Consider the following 14,869-nt stretch of genomic DNA (forward strand, 5'->3'; position numbering starts at 1 on the left):
ATACGCACGGAAATCACCAAAATACTTCGTGATCGCCGCCGTCAGCGTCGTCTTGCCGTGGTCAACATGGCCAATCGTGCCAATGTTCACATGCGGTTTCGAACGGTCAAACTTTTCCTTTGCCATGATGGCCTCCTGGTTTTTGTGGCGGTGCGTGCAGGCACGCACCCTACGGGTGGGTAGGGTGCGGGGTCTCCCCCGCACCGCTTCTTATGCGTATTTCGACTGGATCTCGTCGCTGATGTTCTGCGGCACCGGATCGTAATGCGAGAACTGCATCGTGAACTGGGCGCGGCCCGAGGACATCGAGCGCAGCGTGTTGATATAGCCGAACATGTTGGCCAGCGGAACGTTGGCGTCGATCACGATGGCATTGCCGCGCGGCGCCTGGCCCGAGACCTGGCCGCGACGCGACGTCAGATCGCCGATGATGCTGCCGGTATATTCCTCGGGCGTCACCACCTCGACCTTCATGATCGGTTCCAGCAGCTTGGCGCCGGCCCGCTTGAGACCTTCGCGCATGCACATCCGTGCGGCGATCTCGAAGGCCATGACCGAGGAGTCCACGTCGTGGAACTTGCCGTCGATCAGCGCGACCTTGAAGTCGATCACGGGGAAGCCGGCCAGCGGACCGCTGTCCATGACGCTTTCGATCCCCTTCTCGACGCCCGGAATGTACTCGCGGGGCACCGAGCCACCGACGATGCGGCTTTCAAAGCTGTAGCCTTCGCCCGCCTCGGTCGGCGAGATGATCATCTTGACCTCGGCGAACTGACCCGACCCACCAGTCTGTTTCTTGTGGGTATAGGTATGTTCGATCTCGTGGCCGATCGTCTCGCGGTAGGCGACCTGCGGAGCACCGATATTGGCGTCCACCTTGAATTCGCGGCGCAGACGGTCGATCAGGATGTCGAGGTGAAGTTCGCCCATGCCCTTCATGATCGTCTGGCCCGACTCGAGGTCGGTTTCGACGCGGAAGGACGGATCCTCGGCGGCAAGCCGCTGGAGACCCTGGCTCATCTTCTCCTGGTCGGCCTTCGATTTGGGCTCGACCGCGATCTCGATCACCGGATCGGGGAAGGTCATGGTTTCCAGAACAACCGGTTTCTGCGCATCGCAGAGCGTGTCGCCCGTGGTGGTTTCCTTCAGACCCGCCAGCGCGATGATGTCGCCCGAACCGGCCCAATCGATCTCTTCGCGCGAGTTCGAGTGCATCATCATCATGCGGCCGATCCGCTCTTTGCGGCCCTTGGTCGCGTTGAGAACGCTGCCGCCCTTTTCCAGCAGACCCGAATAGATCCGCGTGAAGGTCAGCGTGCCAACGAACGGGTCGTTCATGATCTTGAACGCCAGGCCCGCGAAGGGCTGATCGTCGCCGGGACGGCGCTCGATGTTGCGGGTCTCGGTCTCGTCATCCGGCGAGAAGCCCATGTAGGGCGGCACGTCCAGAGGACCGGGCAGGTAGTCGATCACGGCGTTCAGAAGAGGCTGCACGCCCTTGTTCTTGAATGCCGAACCGGCAAGAACCGGAACGAAGCTCATCGACAGCGTGCCCTTGCGGATCAGCGAACGCAGCGTCGGCTCGTCGGGCTCTTCGCCCTCGAGATACGCTTCCATCGCGGCGTCGTCCATTTCGACGGCGTTCTCGATCAGCTTGCCGCGCCATTCCTCGGCCAGCTCTTTCATGTCGTCGCGGATATCCTGGACGACCCAGCTTGCGCCGAGATCCTCACCGATCCAGACCCATTCCTTCATGGTCACGAGGTCGATGATGCCTTCCAGCTTGTCTTCGGCCCCGATGGGCAGCTGGACCGGTGCCGGCACGGCGCCCGTGCGGCTGGCGATCATGTCGACGCAGTTGAAGAAATCGGCGCCGATCTTGTCCATCTTGTTGACGAACACGATGCGCGGCACCTTGTAGCGGTCAGCCTGACGCCACACGGTTTCGGTCTGCGGCTCGACACCGGCGTTGGCGTCCAGAACGGCGACGGCGCCGTCCAGAACGGCCAGCGAACGCTCGACTTCGATGGTGAAGTCGACGTGGCCGGGCGTGTCGATGATGTTGAAGCGGAACTTGGCTTCCTGCGGGGTGTCGCCATAGATGCCGGTCGGGTTCTCGCCATCCTCGGTGCGGAACCAGAAGGTGGTGGTCGCCGCCGACGTGATGGTGATGCCGCGTTCCTGCTCCTGCTCCATCCAGTCCATCGTGGCCGCACCATCGTGCACCTCACCGATCTTGTGGGACTTGCCGGTATAGAACAGGATGCGCTCGGTGCAGGTGGTCTTGCCTGCATCGATATGCGCCATGATCCCGAAGTTGCGGTAGCGATCGAGCGAAAATTCGCGTGCCATTGTCGTGAGCCTTCCGAGCTTTACCAGCGGTAGTGGCTGAAGGCTTTGTTCGCCTCGGCCATCTTGTGAGTGTCTTCGCGCTTCTTGACGGCGGTGCCGCGGCTGTTCACCGCATCCAGCAGTTCGCCGGCAAGGCGCTCTTCCATCGTGTTCTCGTTGCGGGCGCGCGAGGCGGTGATCAGCCAGCGGATCGCCAGCGCCTCACGGCGCTCGGGGCGGACCTCGACGGGCACCTGGTAGGTGGCGCCACCAACCCGGCGCGAGCGAACCTCGACCGCGGGCTTGATGTTGTCGAGCGCCTCGTGGAAGATTTCCACCGGCGCGCGCTTGGCCTTGTCCTCGACGCGATCGAGCGCGTTGTAGACGATCTTTTCGGCGACGGACTTCTTGCCGTCGACCATCAGGTTGTTCATGAACTTCGTCAGAACCCGGTCGCCATACTTGGCGTCGGGCAGGATTTCGCGTTTCTCAGCGGCGTGACGACGGGACATCTGTTATTCCTCTTACTTCGGACGCTTGGCGCCGTATTTCGAGCGACGCTGCTTACGATCCTTGACGCCTTGCGTATCGAGAACGCCGCGCAGGATGTGGTAGCGCACACCGGGAAGGTCTTTGACACGGCCGCCACGGATCAGGACCACCGAGTGTTCCTGAAGGTTGTGGCTTTCGCCGGGGATGTAGCTGATGACCTCGAAACCATTGGTCAGGCGCACCTTGGCAACCTTACGCATGGCCGAGTTCGGCTTCTTCGGCGTCGTGGTGTAGACGCGTGTGCAAACGCCACGCTTCTGAGGGCACCCCTGAAGGTGCATGGACTTCTGACTTCTGATTTTCGGCTGACGCGGTTTACGGATCAGCTGTTGGATCGTTGGCATTGGGTATCTTTCCCCGTCTCTCAACACATGTGTCTGCACGAAAAGCCGTGCGGGTTCATTCCTATGCAGCGCCTCACGCGTCCGCAAAACGCAAAAACCGCTATCGCAGCCTGCTCGTTCAGGTACGACGCGGTGGGTTTCCAGAGGATCGGAGCGCTGGACGCCCGGATCGTGACCACTTCAGTTATGATATCGGCTGCGGGGCGACCCCCTTGGCCGGGATGGGGCGCGTATAGGGGGAGTCGTTTGCCTTGTCAACAGCCCTTGCCCCGTTCCGGCCCTGCTTCGGCGGCGTGGTGATCGCGCACGCGGTCATGGCATTGCCGGGCTTTGGGCTTGTTCCGGTCACAGGGTTTTGCCAGCATGCGCGAAACGCCGTCAAGCAAGGTCCGGTTTCATGCGTGTTGTTGGTATCTGCCGCTTTTCCTATCCCGCCGAGGGCGGTTTCAAGCGCATGCATGACAGTATCGCGGAACGCGAGGCCTATCTGTACGACCCGGACCGCATGGCGCTCCGGTTCCGGCATTTTGAAACGCTCACCCTGCCCTCGATGGCGGCACAGCGCGACCCGCGCTTCACCTTCATCGTGCTGGTGGGCGAAAGCCTGCCGGCAGTCTGGCGGGACCGGCTCGAGGCGCTGACCGCCGCCATCCCCCAGATCCGCATCGTCGCCAGCGCGCCGATGAAACATCGCCTGGCGATGCAGCTGGCGATCAAGGCCGAACTGGGCGAGGACGAGACCGAGTCGATCCAGTTCCGCCTCGATGACGACGACGCGGTCGGGGTGAATTTCGTCGGCACGCTGCGCCGCACCGCCCGGCGCAGCGCGCGCATGCGCGAGGGCTGGCGCAACATGGCGTTCGAGTATCGCAGCGGCTACACCGTCGAACTGTCCCGCGAAGGCATCCGCGCCCGCGCCGTGCAGGCGCCGTTCTGGGCCTGCGGGCTGGCGGTGCTGTTTCGGCCCGGCGATCCCAAGACGGTGATGAACTATCCCCATCACAAGCTGCATGAACAGATGCCGACCCTGGTCGATCCCACCATGCCGATGTTCCTGCGGGCGGTGCATGGGGACAATGATTCAAACCCCTCCTCCGGGCCGCTCATGCCCCTCGACGACAAGCAGCGCGCCGCCTTCAAGGCGCGCTTCAACGTGGACGAGGCGCAAGTGAAGAGCGTCTTTTCCAACCCAGTTGCGCCTCTCGGTACAACGTGAACATGCCCGACCCCACCACGATCGCGGCACCGACCAGCGTGACCGGCGCGGGCCATTCGCCAAACACCAGCCAGCCCAGCAACAGCGCCCAGATCAGGCCCGTATAGCGGAACGGCGCGATAAAGCTGACCTCGCCCACCCGCATCACCATGATCGAGCTGAGATAGCCCCCCACCACCATCACCGACGCCCCCAGAACCAGGCCCGCGGCGCGCAGATCCACCGCGACCCAGTCGCCGCCGAGACTGGCCAGCCCGAAGGCCACCATGATCGACGCCGAGGTGATGAAGGTGACCAGCATCGAGGGCGCATCGCGCGACAGCCGCCGGGTAATGAGATCGCGCAGCGTAACAAAGCCGACCGCCGCCAGCGCGTAGAACGAATAGACCGTGAAATCATCGGCACCGGGCCGCACGATCAGCAGCACGCCGCCGAACCCGATCAGGATCGCCACCAGCCGCCGCCAGCCAAGCGGGTCGCGGTAGAACACCGCCGCCGCCAGCGTGATGGTCAGCGGAATCACCTGAAGGATGGCGGTGACATTGGCGATCGGCAGGTTGAAAAGCGCGGTCAGAAAGAAATACGCCGCGCCGATCTCGGCGACGATGCGAATCGCCACGCTGCCCATGTCACGCCGCGACAGGCGCACCCGCAGCACCCCCATCCGCCAGGCAATCGCGCCGACAAGGATGGTGGTCACGATGCCGCGCAGGAACAACAGCTGAAACAGCGGAATGTCACCCGCCAGCGTCTTGATGAACACGTCATTGACGGTAAAGGCCACCATCGACCCCATCATCAGAAGCGCACCTGTCAGGTTGTCGGATCGTGCCATCGTCAAGCTGCCTTTCGGGATGTAGCCCCTGTCGCATCTGCCCCGGATCATGCGGGCGCACAAGAGGGCGCCCACGCCGCGCTGCGGCGAAATCAGGCGGAGGCTTCGGGCGCCAGCGCTTCGGCCAGCGCGGCATGCAGCAGCGGGTTCGCGGCGACAACGCCGCCGACCTGCGGCACCGGGTTGTTGAAGCGCAGCGGCCTGGCGTTGCGGTCCGAAACCCGCGCGCCGGCCTCGTCGAGGATCAGCGCACCGGCGGCGATATCCCACTCCCAGCTGTCGCGCAGCGTCAGCATCGCGTCATAGCGCCCCTCGGCCACCAGGCTCAGACGATAGGCCAGCGAGGGGCGATAGGCGCGTTTCACCTCGGGCACGCCGCGCGGCCAGTGCCGGGGCGCGTAGTTGGGCTTGGCGGCCAGCACCGCCGCGCCATCGAGATCAGCCCTGTCACTGACCCGGATCGGGCGCGCATTGAGGGTCGCGCCCTGCCCCAGGGCGGCGGCGTAAAGCTTGTCGCGCATCGGCAGATAGACGACCGCCGCCGTGATCTTTCCCGCTTCGGCCACCGCCAGCGCATGCGCCCATGTGCCCGAGCCTTCGATGAAACTGCGCGTGCCGTCGATCGGATCGACGATGAACACCCGCTCGCGATCAAGCCGCGCGCTGGTGTCCTCGCTTTCCTCGGAAAGCCAGCCGTAACCGGGCCGCGCGCCCAGCAGACGCGCCGCCAGGAGCGTATTCACCGCCATGTCGGCCTCGGTCACCGGGCCAAGCCCGCCAGGCTTGTCCCAACGCTTCGCCTCTGGCCCGGCAAAGCGCGCCGCCACCTCGCCCGCCGCGCGGGCGGCGTCGATCAGAAGGTCAAGATCATTCGCCGGCAATCGTCAGACCCTCGACCAGAAGCGAGGGCACCACCCGGCTCAGCCAGGGGCGCGCATCGTTGGCGGGCGTGATGCGGCGCAGCATCTCGGGCAGGTTGCCCGCGATGGTGCATTCATTGACCGGGCAGACGATCTCGCCATTCTCGACCCAGAACCCCGAAGCCCCGCGCGAATAGTCGCCGGTGTTGGGATTGACGGTCGAGCCGATCATCGACGTGACCAGCAGCCCGGTGCCCATCTGGGCAATCAGGTCCTCTCGGCTCTGCTCGCCCTGGGTCAGCGCGACATTCCAGGTGGTGGGGCTCGGTGGCGACGAGGCGCTGCGCCGCGCATTGCCGGTCGGGGCCATGCCCAGTTTGCGGGCATTGGCCAGATCCAGGGTCCACCCCGCCAGCACACCGTTTTCAACGATGGCGCGGCGGCGCGTCGGCAAGCCCTCGCCATCGAACGGGCGCGAACCCATGACGCGCGGGCGCAAAGGGTCCTCGATCAGCGACAGCGATGTCGGCAGCACCTCTTCGCCCAGACGGTTCAGCAGCCACGACGAGCCCCGCGCGATCGCCGCGCCATTGGCGGCCATCAGCAGGTGCCCGATCAGCGAGGACGAAATGCGCTCGTCGAACAGCACCGGGTAAGCACCCGTGCGCGGGCGGCGCGGGTTTAGCGCGGCCACCGCGCGTTCCCCGGCACGACGGCCGATATCGTCGGCGCTGCGCAGATCATCATGAAAGATGCGGCTGTCGCCGTCGTAATCGCGCTCCATGCCGCTGCCCTCACCGGCGATGGCGACGCAGGAAATCCCCCGGTCGCTGCGCGCATAACCGCCCGAGAAGCCGTTGGTCGCGGCCATGTGAACCGCCCGCCAGCTGTAACCGGCACTGGCGGACTGCACCTGTGTGACGCCCTCGACGGCCAGCGCGGCGGCCTCGGCGGCGCGCGCGTCCTCCTGCAATTCATCGGGCGAAGGTTCGGGCGCGGGATCGGTCAGTTCCAGCGCGTCGGCGTCGCGCGTCCCGGACAGCTGCTCGGGATCGGCCAGCCCGATCCAGGGGTCCTCGGGCGCCTCGCGCGCCATCGCCACGGCGCGTTCCGCCAGCGCCGTCAGGACCTCGGGGCGCGCATCCGAAGCCGAAACGCAGGCCTGGCGTTGCCCGATCAGCACCCTGAGGCCGATATCCAGCCCTTCGGCGCGCTCGGCCTGTTCCAGCGTCCCGCCGCGCATGTCGATGGTGACAGAACGCCCGTTCATCGCCATCGCATCGCCCGCATCGGCCCCGGCCTTGCGCGCGGCATCCAGCAACGCGTCGGTGATCTGGTGAAGCGCCTGTGTCATGCATCTCTCCTGTGGCGCGCAACAGGTAGCCCCTGCCTCATGAGGGTGCAAGAGCGGCGCAGCCGAAAAGGCCGCCGCGCCGCATGTCCGGGGTACGGCCGGGGGGCCAGCCCCCCGGACCCCCCGAGGTATTTTCAGCCAGATGAAGGGCGGGGCGGTTACTTGATGCGCTGCCCGTTGGCCAGGACCTGCCCGTCTGCTGTGACCTCGATGGTCGAGTTGAGCTCGTCCTCACCCGCACCGGGACGGGCGAAAAGCCCCATCATCATGCGCATGCCGCTGGCCTGTTCCTGCGGCAGGATGCCGATCGCGATCAGCTTGTCGAGCAGCGTGTTACCGCCCACCAGCTTCAGATCGAGCGTGCCTTCGGGGGCGGGCATCCCGTCGAAGCTTTCGAGGTCGTCATTGTCGAAGGTGAAATCGCCGGCACCGGTCAGCTCTGCGCCTGCAAGACGCAGGGTCAGATCGTTCAGCGTCAGCGCGTTGAGTTCGCCCGGTGTCGCATCGGACTCCTCCATCGCCTCGATCTGCTCGGGATCGAGCAGGTCGAACAGCAACTTCGCCTTGCCCGAAAGGTCGATCACCAGCGTCGCCGGATCGCGCGGCAGTTCCTGGCCGGGATCGAAGATCGCCCAGAGCATCTCGGACATGGTGAAATCCGCGAGCGTGAAGGCGCCGGCGAAATCCTGCGGCTCCTCGCCTTCGGAAACCGGGCCGGTCAGATCGAGCGCCAGCGTCTGCATCGCCAGTTCCACCGGAAAGGGCAGGCCCGCGCCCTCGATCTCGATCTGTACCTCCTGCGCGGCGGCGCCATAATGCAGCTGCTCGCTGTTCATCGCGATGTCGAGCGTGCCGCTGCGCGACTGCGTGCTCCCCTTCATCGGGGCATCGTCGTTCTCGAAGTTGAATTCGCTTGTGCCGGTCTCGAAGGTGAAACGCCCGTCCATGCTGAACCCGGCCTCCAGCATGGCCGCCATGTCATCGCTGCCGATATCGGGCGGCAGCATGCCGGTGCCTTCAAAGCGCACGCTTTCATAGCCGCCCGAGGCCAGAACCCGCCCGCCCTCTTCGGGGTCGGTGACGTCGAGCGTATAGGTCACCGGACCGGCGCTGAATGTCTGGAACACGTCGCGCATGTCGCCCGTGACCATCCGGCTCGTGCCCGCGACATCATTGGCTGTCATGCTGGCGGCGCCAATCTCGACCGCTTCGCCCTCGGCCTCGACCCCGGTCAGGGCCACGGTCATCGACGCGGCGCTGTAATCATAGGTCATGTCATCGGGATCGCCCGCGACCGACATCTCGAACTCGCTGGTGCGGTAATCGAGCTCGGTCTTGACGGTTTCGCCCTCCGGCCCGGTGCCGACGATCACCATCGGCATCGATTCAGGAAAGGACACCCGCACCGTGCCATCGCCATTATCCCTGAGCAGGACCTCGTCGAGCGCGATGCTGGCGCTGCCCTGGTCCTCGGGCATGTCGATTTCGAGCGTGATATCGCTGACGGTCAGGGTATCGCCCGATTTCGCCTCGCTCGCCTCGACCGAATAGCCGAATCCCTCGAGGTACTCCTGCCAGTCCTGCCAGACCTGTTCAGGCGTGACATCCGCCAAAGCGGCCGATCCGGACGTGAAAATGAATAATGCGGCCGCGGAGCAGGCCCCCTTGTTGCGGAACGTCATGGCGAACCCCTTTACTTGAAATGCGCGCACAGCTTCTGACGATGAGGCGGCAGGGTCAAGGGCTGTTCTGGGTGGACCTCGACCGGGCGGCGCGCTACCAATCCGGGCAACCGCAGGAAACGGAGAACCGACATGGACCTGACCGGCAAGACCGCCCTGATCACCGGCGCAAGCCGCGGGATCGGGGCTGCGACGGCGCGGTTGTTTGCCGCCGCAGGCGCGCATGTGGCACTGGCCGCGCGCGACCGCGACGCCATTGCCGCGCTGGCCGCAGAGATCGGCCCGCGCGCCATCGTCACGCCCTGCGACATCAGCCGGTATGACGAGGTGCAGGGCGCGGTCGATGCCTGCATCAGCGCGACCGGGCGGCTGGATATCCTGATCGGCAATGCCGGGGTGATCGACCCGATCACGCCCCTCGCCGAGGCCGACCCCGAGGCCTGGGGCAAGGCGGTCGATATCAATCTCAAGGGGGTCTTTCACGGCATGCGCGCGGCGATGCCCGTCATGCGCGACCAGGGCGGCGGCACGATCATCACCGTCAGTTCCGGCGCGGCGCACAGCCCGCTGGAAGGCTGGAGCCAATATTGCGCCGCCAAGGCCGGGGCGGCGATGCTGACCCGCTCGGCGCATCTCGAGGGCGCGCCGATGGGGCTGCGGGTGATGGGCCTGTCGCCCGGCACCGTGGCCACCGACATGCAGCGCCGCATCCGCGCAAGCGGCGTGAACCCGGTCAGCACGCTTGACTGGTCCGACCACATCCCCCCCGAATGGCCGGCAAAGGCCCTGCTGTGGATGTGCGGCCCCGAGGCCGATCCGTGGCGCGGCGAGGAAATCTCGTTGCGTGATCCCGAAATCCGGCAAAAGGCAGGTGTGGCATGATCCGGCTCGACAAGCATGACAGCGATGACAAGTTCTGGGTGGTGACCATCGACCGCCCCGACAAGGCCAATTCCCTGACCGAGGCGATGCTGGTGGAACTGGCGCGCATCGTCGAATCGGCGCAGGAAAGCGCGCGGGTGCTGGTTCTGACCGGCGCGGGCGAAGTGTTCTCGGCTGGCGCCGATCTCGAGGCGGCGCGCGCCGGGCTGGCCACCTCGGCGGTGTGGGAGCGCCTGAGCGCCGCCATTGCGGGCTTTCCCGGCCTCAGTATCGCGGCCCTCAACGGCACCGTGGCGGGCGGCGCAATGGGCATGGTGCTGGCCTGCGATCTGCGCATCGCCGTGCCGGGTGCGCGGGCGTTTTATCCGGTGATGAAGCTCGGTTTCCTGCCCCAGCCCTCCGATCCCAAGCGGCTCATTTCGCTGGTCGGTCCGGCGCGCGCCAAGATGATCCTGATGGGCGGGCAGAAGATCGACCATGACGAGGCGATCCTGTGGGGGCTGTTCGACCGTATCGCCACGCCGGATGCGCTTCTGGACACGGCGCGCGAGATCGCCGCCGACGTGCTCAACGCGGATTACCTGCATGCCGCCACGATCAAGGGCATGTGCAGGGGCTGAGCCCGCACGCGCGCTGATCGTTTTCAGGAAGCCTTGCGGTTGGCGATCTCCTCGCCGATCCGGTCGAGTTCCCGCTCGTCCTCGGGCAGCCCCTCGCGCGACAACAGCACCGCCACCTTGCGCAGGCCCGGCACATGGCTGCAGATGACCAGCAGCATCACCATGATCGGCACCGAAAGAAACATCCCCGGAATGCCCCAGACCGCGCCCCAGAAGGCGAGGCTGATGATGATCCCGAAGGACGACAGCCTGAGCGCGCGGCCCATCATCCATGGGTCGATCACGTTGCCGTTCAGGAACTGGATCGCCGCCGACAAGACAAAGATCAGCCCCGTGGTCTGCGCATCGCCGGTTTCCACATAGGCCACCAACGCCACCATCCCCGTCGCCACGATCGAGCCGATATTGGGGATGTAATTGAGGATGAAGGTCAGGATGCCCAGCGCCAGCGCCAGTTCGATCCCGAAGAACTGCGCCAGCACATAGATCATCGCGCCGGTGATCAGGCTGACGGCGGTCTTGACCAGCAGGTAATAGTTCACCCGGTGGATGATCGATGAAATGATCTTGTTCACCCGTTCGGCCTGAGCCTCGTCGCCCAGGAAATTCGCCATCTTGGTGTCGAACCAGATCCGCTCGGCAAACAGGAAGCCAACGAAAAGGATGACCAGCACCGTGCCCTGCATGAGGTTCCCCGCCTGCCCCGCCACGGTGCGCACATAGCTCGATATCTGCACGCTGCTGAGCGAGTTCAGGACCGCCTGTTCGACGTCCTCGCCCATCCAGGAGAACAGCGAGGCGACCGCCTCGGGGGCGCGCTCGGCATAGGAGACGGTGGTGAACAGAACGGTGTTGAGCTGTGCGAGAAGGATCGAGGAAAGCACAAGAAGCGCGCCCGAGATCAGCACAAGGGCGATGATCGAGGCCAGCCAGTTGGGAAAGGCGAACCGCCCGATGCGCTGGCGCGCGATCAGTCGGATCACGTCCGAGGTGAGCGAAAAGAGGATGATCGCCACCGCCAGCGAGATCAGCAGGAAGCGCGCCTGCACCAGCATGAACAGCACCACCGCAAAGGCGATGATCACCAGGGCCGTGGTGCGCACACGCGCATCGCTCTCGGTCTCGCCCAAGCCCCGCGCCAGCTTATCTTCGTCTCGCGTTCCCATGTTCCCCTGCATCGGTCCCCGCCCACTATGGGCAGCGCGGCGCGCGGATACAACCCGCCAGAGCCCCGCATGATGGCACCGGCTGCGCCGCTCGCGGGCAAAGCGCCCATTTTCGCGCCACCTGCCGGGGAAGTCCCTTGCCACGGCCAAGGCGGGCGGCCAGCCCCCCGGACCCCCCGAGGTATTTGGGGCCAGATGAAGGGCTTCGGGGGGAAGATGCCAAGCCGAAGAAGGTACGGAAATGACGGTCTTTTGTACGTTTGACATGCGCGCGCCCTGTTAAGGCCCGGTCGTGACCGCCCCGAAACCGACGCGATACCGACCCGTTACCGGCGCGATACCGAAGCGGGTTCCGCCTTGTTAACAAGGGCCCGCGGGGTCTCGAATCGGCCCGTGATGCCCGCGCAGCGACGCCGCGCCCCGCTTTTCCTTGATCCCCGCGCCGCTTGCGGGCATGAGAATGTCGCCAAGGTATTGTTTGACGAGAGGTTGTTTCATGGACTGGGATCACCCACCCGCCGTCATCGCCCAAGGGGTCGATCTTGCCCTGCGGGGCTGGGATCTGGCAAAGGGCTGGCTCTCGAGCCCGGCGGCGTGGTCGCAATTCGCCCTTATCATCGCCGCCTACCTGCTGGCTTTCCTTTTGGCGCGCAAGTTCAGGCCCGCCCTGGCCCGCCTGCTGGCGCCGCCCCCCGGACAGGACAATATCATTGCCCGGATCCGCCAGACCCTGCTGTTGTTCATGCCCCTGATCCTGCCGCTGCTGGCCTACGGGCTGACCGGCATGGGCGAAAGCCTGACCCGCTCGATCTTTGGCTCGGGGGCCGTCATCGCCTTTGGAAAAAGGGTTTTCCTGTTCCTCGCGGTGCGGATTCTTGTGCGTGACATCCTGCGCGATCCCTTCCTCAAGCTGATCGGCAGATACGTTCTGATTCCGGTCGCCGCGCTTTATGCGCTTGGCCTGCTGGAGCCGGTGACGGCAAAGCTGGCAACCACGATCGTGCCGCTCGGGAACATGTCGTTTGACCTTCTGTGGTTGATCAAGGCCATTGTCGCAGGCGGCATCGTGTTCTGGCTCGGGCGCTGGTCGAACGACCGGACCGGCCAATATATCCAGACCCAGGCCGAGATGCGCCCCGCCACGCGGCAACTGGCCGCCAAGGCCGCCGAGATCGCGATCTTCGGCGTGGCCTTCCTCGTGCTGATGAACTATCTCGGAATCTCGCTGACATCGCTGGCAGTGCTTGGCGGTGCCATCGGCGTCGGGCTTGGCTTCGGGCTGCAGAAGATCGCCTCGAATTTCATCTCGGGGGTCATCCTGCTGCTTGAGGGACAGGCGACCGTCGGCGACTATGTCGAGCTTGACGGGGGCGAGGCGGGAACCATCGTCAAGATGACGGCCCGCGCCGCGATCCTGGAAACCGTGGACGGCCGCTGGATCGTGGTGCCCAACGAGGATTTCATCACCACACGCGTCGTGAACTACTCAGATCAGGGCAGCGCCAACCGATATGAAGTCGAGTTTTCAGTATCTTACGGGACGGATATCAACATCGTCCCCGAGATCATCCAGGAGGCTGTCGGGCGCTTGCCACAAGTGTTGGACAAACCCGAACCGCCGGATTGCGAGCTGCGGAAATTTGGCGACAGCGGGATCGAGTTCGTGGTCGAGTTCTGGATCAACGGCATCGACGAGGGCGCCAACAAGGCCTCGCCGGATGTGCTGTTCGCGATCTGGAACGCCCTGAAGGCGCATGACATCGAGATCCCCTTCCCGCAGCGGGTCGTGCATCATGTGGGTCTCGAAAAGGCCGGATTGACACCTGCGGCATGAGCGACGCATTGGTCATCGGTGCGGGGCCGGCGGGGCTGATGGCGGCAGGGGAACTGGCGCGTGCAGGACACACCGTCACCGTGGCCGAGGCCAAACCCTCGCCTGCGCGCAAGCTGCTGATGGCGGGAAAATCGGGTTTGAACCTGACCAAGAACACCGCTTTCGAAACATTCATGGCCGCCTATGGCGAGGCCGCCCCCGCCCTGCGCCCGATGCTCGAAGCCTTCGGGCCCGAGGCCGTGCAGGATTGGGCGCGGGGCTTTGGATTGCCGCTTTTCACCGGCAGCACCGGGCGGGTGTTTCCCAAGGCGATGAAGGCCTCGCCGCTGCTCCGGGCTTGGCTGGCCGAACTCGACGCCATTGGCGTGCGGCTGGAGACCCGCTGGCGATGGCAGGGCTGGCAGGGTGACGCGGTCAGAATCGAAACGCCCGATGGCATCCGCTCCGTGACGCCGGATGTCACGGTGCTGGCCTGTGGCGGTGCCAGTTGGGCGCGCCTGGGGTCGGACGGGACCTGGGCTGCGAATCTGCCCGCGCCCGCTCTTGCGCCGTTCCGGCCCGCCAACATGGGCTTCGTGCTGAGTTGGTCGGAGCATATGCGGCGCCATTTCGGCAAGCCGGTCAAGGGCGTGGCGCTCAAGGCCGGAGCGGAGGTATCGCGTGGCGAGATCGTCATTTCGGCGCAGGGGATCGAGGGTGGCGGCATCTATGCCATCTCCGCCGCCCTGCGCGAGGGCGCGCCCCTCATGCTGGACCTGGTGCCTGACCTCGATATCGAAGCGGTCCGCGCGCGTCTTGCCCGCCCGCGCGGCAAGGCCAGCATGTCCAATCACCTGCGCAAGGCGCTGAAGCTGGACCCTGTGAAACAGGCGCTTCTGATGGAGTTCGCCCGCCCCCTGCCGCCCGATCCCGCGCCTCTGATCAAGGCGCTGCCGGTTCCCTTGCAGGGGCCGCGCCCGATGGACGAAGCGATATCCACCGCAGGCGGGTTGCGCTTTGAAGCGCTCGACGGGGGGCTGATGCTGCGCGCGCGCCCCGGCACCTTCGCCGCCGGAGAGATGCTGGATTGGGAAGCGCCGACCGGGGGTTACCTGCTGACAGCCTGTCTTGCCACGGGCCGATGGGCCGGGCGCGCGGCGGCGGAGTATGCGGCACAGCGGGGCTGAGCATCCTTCAGGTCAGCGGCGGACGGA

14 protein-coding genes are annotated in these 14,869 nt (G+C 65.3%); 5 read left to right on the plus strand and 9 right to left on the minus strand.

Annotated features, from left to right (window positions below):
• The 4 genes from ROH8110_RS14740 to rpsL all read right to left on the minus strand — a co-directional run.
• The coding region (locus ROH8110_RS14740; protein ID WP_241691048.1) for a GTP-binding protein at positions 1-126 on the minus strand (126 nt) is incomplete at its 3' end.
• Between the two features lie 84 nt (positions 127-210).
• Positions 211-2,352 carry an elongation factor G gene (gene fusA / locus ROH8110_RS14745; protein ID WP_085818535.1) on the minus strand — a complete coding sequence of 714 codons (2,142 nt, stop codon included), beginning with the start codon at positions 2,350-2,352 and terminating at the stop codon, positions 211-213.
• Positions 2,353-2,372: 20 nt separating this feature from the next.
• A complete protein-coding gene (gene rpsG, locus ROH8110_RS14750) occupies positions 2,373-2,843 on the minus strand; it encodes a 30S ribosomal protein S7 (RefSeq protein ID WP_085818536.1) in 471 nt (156 codons plus the stop codon).
• Between the two features lie 12 nt (positions 2,844-2,855).
• Positions 2,856-3,227 (minus strand): 30S ribosomal protein S12, encoded by a 372-nt coding sequence (gene rpsL / locus ROH8110_RS14755; RefSeq protein ID WP_085818537.1) that lies wholly within the window; start codon positions 3,225-3,227, stop codon positions 2,856-2,858.
• Between the two features lie 397 nt (positions 3,228-3,624).
• Here rpsL and ROH8110_RS14760 point away from each other — a divergent pair, with 397 nt between their 5' ends.
• Positions 3,625-4,443 (plus strand): glycosyltransferase, encoded by an 819-nt coding sequence (locus ROH8110_RS14760; protein ID WP_085818538.1) that lies wholly within the window; start codon positions 3,625-3,627, stop codon positions 4,441-4,443.
• On the opposite strand, the gene ROH8110_RS14765 is transcribed toward ROH8110_RS14760, so the two are convergent.
• The 4 genes from ROH8110_RS14765 to ROH8110_RS14780 form a co-directional block, all read right to left on the minus strand.
• A complete protein-coding gene (locus ROH8110_RS14765; protein ID WP_085818539.1) occupies positions 4,376-5,278 on the minus strand; it encodes a DMT family transporter in 903 nt (300 codons plus the stop codon). The genes ROH8110_RS14760 and ROH8110_RS14765 overlap by 68 nt on opposite strands.
• 92 nt (positions 5,279-5,370) lie before the next feature.
• Positions 5,371-6,159, minus strand: a complete 789-nt coding sequence (locus tag ROH8110_RS14770; RefSeq protein WP_085818540.1) for a 3'(2'),5'-bisphosphate nucleotidase CysQ — start codon at positions 6,157-6,159, stop codon at positions 5,371-5,373.
• Positions 6,146-7,492 carry a TldD/PmbA family protein gene (locus ROH8110_RS14775; RefSeq protein WP_085818541.1) on the minus strand — a complete coding sequence of 449 codons (1,347 nt, stop codon included), beginning with the start codon at positions 7,490-7,492 and terminating at the stop codon, positions 6,146-6,148. The genes ROH8110_RS14770 and ROH8110_RS14775 overlap by 14 nt, the downstream gene beginning before the upstream one ends.
• 158 nt (positions 7,493-7,650) lie before the next feature.
• A complete protein-coding gene (locus ROH8110_RS14780; RefSeq protein ID WP_085818542.1) occupies positions 7,651-9,174 on the minus strand; it encodes a DUF2125 domain-containing protein in 1,524 nt (507 codons plus the stop codon).
• A 132-nt stretch (positions 9,175-9,306) separates the two neighbouring features.
• Between ROH8110_RS14780 and ROH8110_RS14785 the strand changes: the two genes are divergently transcribed.
• Together ROH8110_RS14785 and ROH8110_RS14790 are read left to right on the plus strand one after the other, a co-directional pair.
• Complete coding sequence (locus tag ROH8110_RS14785) at positions 9,307-10,056, plus strand: SDR family oxidoreductase (RefSeq protein WP_085818543.1); 750 nt, start codon at positions 9,307-9,309, stop codon at positions 10,054-10,056.
• Entirely contained in the window at positions 10,053-10,676 is a 624-nt protein-coding gene (locus ROH8110_RS14790) for an enoyl-CoA hydratase/isomerase family protein (RefSeq protein WP_085818544.1), read from the plus strand. Before ROH8110_RS14785 ends, ROH8110_RS14790 begins: the two co-directional genes overlap by 4 nt.
• Before the next feature lie 23 nt (positions 10,677-10,699).
• Here ROH8110_RS14790 and ROH8110_RS14795 read toward each other — a convergent pair whose 3' ends face one another.
• Positions 10,700-11,842, minus strand: a complete 1,143-nt coding sequence (locus tag ROH8110_RS14795) for an AI-2E family transporter (protein ID WP_085819029.1) — start codon at positions 11,840-11,842, stop codon at positions 10,700-10,702.
• 496 nt (positions 11,843-12,338) lie between these two features.
• Here ROH8110_RS14795 and ROH8110_RS14800 point away from each other — a divergent pair, with 496 nt between their 5' ends.
• Both ROH8110_RS14800 and ROH8110_RS14805 read left to right on the plus strand, forming a co-directional pair.
• Entirely contained in the window at positions 12,339-13,676 is a 1,338-nt protein-coding gene (locus ROH8110_RS14800) for a mechanosensitive ion channel family protein (protein WP_085818545.1), read from the plus strand.
• Entirely contained in the window at positions 13,673-14,842 is a 1,170-nt protein-coding gene (locus ROH8110_RS14805) for a TIGR03862 family flavoprotein (RefSeq protein ID WP_085818546.1), read from the plus strand. The genes ROH8110_RS14800 and ROH8110_RS14805 overlap by 4 nt, the downstream gene beginning before the upstream one ends.
• The last annotated feature ends 27 nt before the right edge of the window (positions 14,843-14,869 follow it).

This window comes from Roseovarius halotolerans (assembly GCF_900172255.1).
GTDB lineage: Bacteria > Pseudomonadota > Alphaproteobacteria > Rhodobacterales > Rhodobacteraceae > Roseovarius > Roseovarius halotolerans.

Bases quoted from the DNA above. Each gene is read 5' to 3' on its own strand.
- fusA (WP_085818535.1), bottom strand. From the start codon at position 2,352: ATGGCACGCGAATTTTCGCTCGATCGCTACCGCAACTTCGGGATCATG.
- rpsG (WP_085818536.1), bottom strand. From the start codon at position 2,843: ATGTCCCGTCGTCACGCCGCTGAGAAACGCGAAATCCTGCCCGACGCC.
- rpsL (WP_085818537.1), bottom strand. From the start codon at position 3,227: ATGCCAACGATCCAACAGCTGATCCGTAAACCGCGTCAGCCGAAAATC.
- ROH8110_RS14760 (WP_085818538.1), top strand. From the start codon at position 3,625: ATGCGTGTTGTTGGTATCTGCCGCTTTTCCTATCCCGCCGAGGGCGGT.
- ROH8110_RS14765 (WP_085818539.1), bottom strand. From the start codon at position 5,278: ATGGCACGATCCGACAACCTGACAGGTGCGCTTCTGATGATGGGGTCG.
- ROH8110_RS14775 (WP_085818541.1), bottom strand. From the start codon at position 7,492: ATGACACAGGCGCTTCACCAGATCACCGACGCGTTGCTGGATGCCGCG.
- ROH8110_RS14780 (WP_085818542.1), bottom strand. From the start codon at position 9,174: ATGACGTTCCGCAACAAGGGGGCCTGCTCCGCGGCCGCATTATTCATT.
- ROH8110_RS14785 (WP_085818543.1), top strand. From the start codon at position 9,307: ATGGACCTGACCGGCAAGACCGCCCTGATCACCGGCGCAAGCCGCGGG.
- ROH8110_RS14790 (WP_085818544.1), top strand. From the start codon at position 10,053: ATGATCCGGCTCGACAAGCATGACAGCGATGACAAGTTCTGGGTGGTG.
- ROH8110_RS14795 (WP_085819029.1), bottom strand. From the start codon at position 11,842: ATGGGAACGCGAGACGAAGATAAGCTGGCGCGGGGCTTGGGCGAGACC.
- ROH8110_RS14800 (WP_085818545.1), top strand. From the start codon at position 12,339: ATGGACTGGGATCACCCACCCGCCGTCATCGCCCAAGGGGTCGATCTT.
- ROH8110_RS14805 (WP_085818546.1), top strand. From the start codon at position 13,673: ATGAGCGACGCATTGGTCATCGGTGCGGGGCCGGCGGGGCTGATGGCG.